At 66.6% G+C, this 3,545-nt stretch carries 5 protein-coding genes; 3 read left to right on the top strand and 2 right to left on the bottom strand.

What is annotated here, in order from left to right; all coding sequences use genetic code 11:
- Positions 1-160: 160 nt before the first annotated feature.
- The 3 genes from A9W96_RS01745 to A9W96_RS01740 are packed head-to-tail and all read left to right on the top strand — an operon-like array spanning position 161 to position 2,649.
- Complete coding sequence (locus A9W96_RS01745; protein WP_067137617.1) at positions 161-1,648, top strand: hypothetical protein; 1,488 nt, start codon at positions 161-163, stop codon at positions 1,646-1,648.
- Positions 1,649-1,670: 22 nt separating this feature from the next.
- Positions 1,671-1,847, top strand: a complete 177-nt coding sequence (locus A9W96_RS32450) for a hypothetical protein (protein ID WP_231999564.1) — start codon at positions 1,671-1,673, stop codon at positions 1,845-1,847.
- Between the two features lie 13 nt (positions 1,848-1,860).
- Positions 1,861-2,649 carry an alpha/beta fold hydrolase gene (locus A9W96_RS01740; protein WP_231999563.1) on the top strand — a complete coding sequence of 263 codons (789 nt, stop codon included), beginning with the start codon at positions 1,861-1,863 and terminating at the stop codon, positions 2,647-2,649.
- A 145-nt stretch (positions 2,650-2,794) separates the two neighbouring features.
- Here A9W96_RS01740 and A9W96_RS01735 read toward each other — a convergent pair whose 3' ends face one another.
- Positions 2,795-3,082 carry a WXG100 family type VII secretion target gene (locus A9W96_RS01735; protein ID WP_036456385.1) on the bottom strand — a complete coding sequence of 96 codons (288 nt, stop codon included), beginning with the start codon at positions 3,080-3,082 and terminating at the stop codon, positions 2,795-2,797.
- A 56-nt stretch (positions 3,083-3,138) separates the two neighbouring features.
- A complete protein-coding gene (locus A9W96_RS01730; protein ID WP_067137615.1) occupies positions 3,139-3,429 on the bottom strand; it encodes a WXG100 family type VII secretion target in 291 nt (96 codons plus the stop codon).
- Between the last annotated feature and the right edge of the window lie 116 nt (positions 3,430-3,545).

The following is a 3,545-nucleotide window of genomic DNA, read 5'->3' as shown; positions in this document are numbered from 1 at the left end:
CCGCGGCAGCCGGGGCGCCGGCTGCGACATCCGCATTCGGCGCCGACGCTGATGAACCACCCGGCTCGGAGCCGGATCATCCCGTAGCCGGGGTTGCAGAAGCTGACAAGCCCAGCACTGCACGCCAACAGGTCCCCACCGGCGGCAGGAGGCGACGCCGATGACCACGTTGCAGCAGCACATCGAGGACCTCGATATCGAGGAGTGGGCCGCATTAACCAAGCGTGCTGCGATGGCAGCGGTGGCCGCCGCTGACCAGCTCGGGATACCCGCGTCTGAAGAGGTCGCCAGGGTCGCGGCGATGAGCGAACGTGAGCTCGTCGACCACCGCAACCGCTTCGGCTCCGGCCCTAAGCGCTTGTCCCCGCTGATGCGGCTCGTCCAAGCAGACCAGCTGCGCGTCGCGGCCGAGCGCCAGGCCCGCCAAGCTGAGCAAGACAAGCAGGACGCTGACGCGGCCGCGCAGATGGCCCGAGACGAGGCCGAGCAGTCCGCACGTGTGGCTGAGGATTCCCGCCAACGCGTGCGCGCAATCCAGGCTGAAGCCGCGCGCAAAGACGCAGAGCGCGCCGATCAACGGCTGGCCGAACAGCAGGTCTTGCAGCAGTTGCGCACTGACCTCGAACAAGCACACGCGGACCACGCCAGCGAATTGGCCGCAGCACACGAACGCACCCGCGCCGCAGAAGCACGCGCCCAACAACGCGCCACCGAACGCGCCGAGGAACGCGCGGCCGCCCAACAAGCCCTCGAGGAACTACGCGGCCAACTCGAACGCGCCCACGCCGACCACGCCAGCGAATTGGCCGCAGCACACGAACGCACCCGCGCCGCAGAAGCACGCGCCCAACAACGCGCCACCGAACGCGCCGAGGAACGCGCGGCCGCCCAGCAAGCCCTCGAGGAACTACGCGGCCAACTCGAACGCGCCCACGCCGACCACGCCGCCGAGCTGGCCGCAGCACGCGGCCAGGCCGAGGGGCAGGTCTCCGCGGTCCGCCAGGCCGCCGACGAACGGATCGCGAAGGCACTCGCCGACGCCGAGGCTGCGACAGCTCAGGCCCAGGCAGAAGTTGAGCGCATCGGCGCGGAGGCGGAGGCGCGGGTGGCCGCCGCACACGAGCACGCCGAGCGACAGATCGCGGCAGCCCATCTCGCCGCCGACGAACGAGTCGGGAGGGCACGAGCCGACGCCCAGGCCGCTGTCCTCGCGGAACCGGGCCAGCTGGGGATTGCCTTGAGCGTCCCTATCCCGACAGCGGAGCTGCGGGCGCACACGGGCCCGATCGAAGACGCGTTGGCCGCGGTCCGCGAGATCGACTATCTGCTCGAAGCCGGTGTGGCCGAGCAGCAAGCGCGTCAGCCGTGGGACATCGAGCGGGTGCGCATCTTGGTGCACACAGTCCAGCAGCAAGCCTGGGATTTGGCTCAGCAATTGCGCGGTCTGCCGGGGCGGTACACGGGTTCACCGCAGGTGCAGGCCGCCGATAGCTACGCCACCGCTGCCGCCAGTGTCTACGGCGCCTTCCTACAGCGCATCGCCGCCGCTGTTGAGCGGCTGGCCGGCCGTGGTGACAGTCGGGATGCCGAGATCGTTGAGGTGGTCGCTGCCATGTTGGATGAGCACCCGTGGCGAGACGCCGGCTAACCGTTGTGGATACGGTGAGGCGATGGGCGAGTTGTACCCGCCGATCGAGCCGTATGAGTCGGGCATGCTCGACGTGGGAGACGGTAACCAAATCTATTGGGAGTCCTGCGGAAACCCCGAGGGCGTCCCTGCACTGACCATCCACGGCGGACCCGGGTCGGGCTGTGTGCCCGGGGTTGCGCCGGCCTTTCGACCCTGAGCGCTACCGCATTGTGGCGTTCGATCAACGTGGCTGCGGCAGAAGTACACCTCACGCCGGCGATCCGGCCGTGGAGCTCTGCGCCAATACCACCGACCACCTCATCGCCGACATGGAGCTGCTGCGCTTACATCTCGACGTGCCCCAGTGGTTGCTGGTTGGCTGGTCATGGGGCACCACCTTGGCCTTGGCCTACGCCCAAGCGTTCCCGGGCAGCATCACTGGACTGGTCCTCACGGCGGTCACGACGACCAGCCCGAGCGATGTCGCATGGATTACTCACGACGTGGGTCGGCTGTTTCCCGCTGAATGGATGCGGTTTCGTGATGGCGTACCCGACAACGAGCGCAACGGTTCCCTGGTGGACCAATACGCCCGGCTGCTGGCCAGCCCCGATGCGCAGGTGCGCAAGAAGGCTGCCCGTGACTGGTGTGACTGGGAGGAAAGCCACGTCAACCTTGGACCCGAGCCTCGGCCAATACCACGATATGACGATCCGCGGTTCCGAATGTGCTTCGCGCGCTTGGTCACTCACTATTGGCGACACACGGCGTGGCGAGCCGAGGGAGAGCTTCTTGCCGGTGTCAGCCGAATCAAGCACCTTCCAGCAGTTCTGATCCACGGCCGCCTCGACCTGAGCTGCCCACCCGACGTCGCCTGGAAACTGGCACAGAAATGGCCGGGGGCGCAACTGCACATCGTGCCGGGCGCCGGTCACTCCTCTGGAGGTGCGATTTCTGATTACGTGGTTGCCGCCCTCGACCGCCTGGCGGCCCTCACCACCGCCTGGGACAAGATCTGATCGACGTCGTTTTCCTCGCGAGCGAGACAGGACGGGGCGGAAGCTCAGACAGCGTCGAAAGACCCTGTCGCCCAATGCGCAGGTGGGGCGGTCACCCGAAACGGTGACCGCCCCACCTGTCTGCGTTGGAGCTAGTTGCGCCGGGTTAAACCCACTTGGCCGCTTCGTTCTGGTCGTAGTTCATCATGTTCATCGTGTTCTGCTCGTGGATCTCGACCAGGTTGTTGTGGCGCTGAGCAAGCTCCTCTTGCGCCTGGTTCCACTGGCTCAGCCACTGGTTGGCGGTCTGACCGGTGTCGCCTTGCCAGTTGGCGGCCAAGGCGGCCTGCTCGGTGCCGATGGTGGAACCGATCGAGCGCAGCGCGGCGTTGTGGCCCCGCATCTCGCCGACGTGCGCGAGCATCGCCGGGTACTGGTAAGTGATTTGGCTCATGAGCTGTACCTTTCGCTTCGTCTAGTGGGTGTGTAGCCGGGGTTGCCCCCGGGCTGCTACATGACGTATTCGCCGGCCGCGTTGGTGTCGGCGGTGGTGTAGGTGGTCGCGCCTTCGTGCACGTTCTGCTCGGCGATGGCCAGCAGCGCGTTGACCTTGTTGGCGGTTTCGACGAAGCGGGCGTGAGCCGCCTGGAAGGCCACCGCCGAGTCGCCCTTGTGGAAGGCCTGGGCGGCCTGGGCGGATTGCTCAGCGGCGGCGAGGGTGCTCTTGTAGATGGCCACGTTCTGACCGAAGCTGTGGCCGGCCGAGACCATGGCTGGAACGTTGGTGTCAAGAAGTCCCATTGTCGGTGTCCTTTCTTGGGGACCGATGGTGATTTTCGGTGCTGGATTGGCTTGTGGATTAGTCGATGCGATCCGCAGTGTGGGTGAAGGCGTCCTAGCGGGTCATTGCGTACGCC

Origin of the sequence: Mycobacterium sp. 1245852.3 (assembly GCF_001669335.1) — a bacterium.
In the GTDB taxonomy this organism is placed as follows: Bacteria; Actinomycetota; Actinomycetes; order Mycobacteriales; family Mycobacteriaceae; genus Mycobacterium; species Mycobacterium europaeum_A.
This window is presented reverse-complemented; position numbering and strand designations above follow the sequence as displayed.